The sequence below is a fragment of the Pseudomonas fluorescens genome (assembly GCF_902497785.1).
Lineage (GTDB): Bacteria > Pseudomonadota > Gammaproteobacteria > Pseudomonadales > Pseudomonadaceae > Aquipseudomonas > Aquipseudomonas fluorescens_BO.
Genome location: NZ_CABVHK010000058.1, coordinates 1 through 1,757, shown reverse-complemented (window position 1 = coordinate 1,757; position 1,757 = coordinate 1). Strand labels below are relative to the sequence as shown.

The following is a 1,757-nucleotide window of genomic DNA, read 5'->3' as shown; positions in this document are numbered from 1 at the left end:
GGGACGGCAGATTGCACAGGAAACGCTGGTTCAGTATGCAACAGAGCTGCCCCGGGATGCCTGCTTCCTCCCGATGAGGCCGGATCAATCACCGCAAAAGCTACAGACCACCCTCACTCAGCAACCGATACCCAACCCCCGCCTCGGTCACGATAAACCTTGGCCGGGTCGGATCATCCGCCAGTTTCTGGCGCAAATGTCCGACCACAATGCGCAAGTAGTGACTGTCTTCGGTATGGGTCGGTCCCCAGATATCCTTGAGCAATTGCTGCTGCGTGATCACCCGCCCCGGATGCCGCGCCAGTTGCGCGAGCACCGCGTATTCCTTGCGGGTCAACGCCACTTCGACACCGTCCAGCAACACCCGTCGATACGCCAGGTCCACGGTCAACGGGCCAAACAACAACGCCGCTTGCTGCGCCTCCCCTGCCGGGGCCTGGCGCAACAACGCACGCACCCGCGCCAGAAACTCCTGGATGCCGAACGGCTTGGTCACGTAATCATTCGCGCCACCGTCCAGCGCTTCGACTTTCTGCCCTTCACTGGCGCGCACCGACAGCACCAGCACGGGCACCGTCGACCATTCGCGAAATTCGCGCAGCACTTGCTGGCCGTCCATGTCCGGCAGGCCGAGGTCGAGCACCAGCAGGTCCGGCTTGCTCAGCGCGGCTTGCGCCAGGCCTTCAGTGCCGGTGCCCGCTTCCAGCACTTTATAGCCCTGGGAAGCGAGGCTGATGCGCAGGAATTTGCGGATCTGCGGTTCGTCGTCGATGACCAGAATGGTCGCGGTCTGGCTCATGGTTGGCGGTCGCGGCAGGGAGAGATCGAGAGGGTATCAGGCTTCACACTGAATGCTCACTTTCAACGTCGGGTTGTTCCTGCAAAGGCAAGTGAAGGGTGATGCAAGTGCCGCGCCCTTCGATGCCATCGGCAACGCTGATCCGCCCACCATGAGCGCCGACCATGCCCTGACAAATTGCCAGCCCCAGCCCCGTGCCCTGCCCCCCCCGATCACCGCGCGCAGCGGTGTAGAACATGTCGAAAATCTTCGCCCGCTCATCCTCGGGAATCCCGGGCCCTTCATCGCTGACTGAAAAGAACAGCTCGTTTTCAGCAACCCCGGCACGCAATTGCAGCCGGCCCTGAGCGGGTGAAAAACGCGCGGCGTTTTCCAGCACATTGATCAGCGCCTGTTCGATCAGCGCGGCGTGGACGTACAGCAGCGGCAACTGCGACGGCACATCGGTGCTGACCTGCAACGGCGCCAGCACTGCGCGCAAGCGATTGAGCGAACTGCCGACAATGTCAGCCGGCGACACCCAGTCCCGCGCCAGCTTCAGCGCACCGTGACCGAGGCGGGTCATGTCCAGCAGGTTTTGAATATAGCGGTCGAGGCGTTCAGCTTCATCGCGAGTACCTTCGAGCAGTTCCCGGCGATCCTCCAGCGGGATCGCCTCGCCGAGCGCCAACAAGCTGTCGATGCTGCCGCGCATGGACGTCAGCGGCGTACGCAAGTCGTGGGACACCGAGGCCAGCAAGGCACTGCGCAGCTGCTCGGTTTCGCCGTGCAGTCGGGCGGCTTCGAGGTCCTCGGCCAGCTGCGCCCGGGCCAAGGCCTGAGCCAGCGGCTGACTCAATGCGGTCAGCAAACGCCGACGCTGGCCGCTCAAGGTCTGGCCCGCTTTCGCGCACACCCCGAGTAACGCCAATGGCCCGTCCTCCACCGACAGCGGCCACCACCACCAGCGCCCCATTGG

2 protein-coding genes are annotated in these 1,757 nt (G+C 63.6%); both read right to left on the bottom strand.

The annotated features are described in order from the left end of the window. Positions 1-100 precede the first annotated feature (100 nt). A complete protein-coding gene (locus F8N62_RS31340) occupies positions 101-799 on the bottom strand; it encodes a response regulator (protein ID WP_150711778.1) in 699 nt (232 codons plus the stop codon). Between the two features lie 43 nt (positions 800-842). Continuing rightward, positions 843-1,757 (bottom strand): sensor histidine kinase (locus F8N62_RS31335; RefSeq protein ID WP_263597245.1); only part of this gene is annotated, 915 nt, incomplete at its 5' end.

What these genes read in the sequence shown, in the direction of transcription:
- F8N62_RS31340 (WP_150711778.1), bottom strand. Translation starts at nt 799, where the DNA reads ATGAGCCAGACCGCGACCATTCTGGTCATCGACGACGAACCGCAGATC.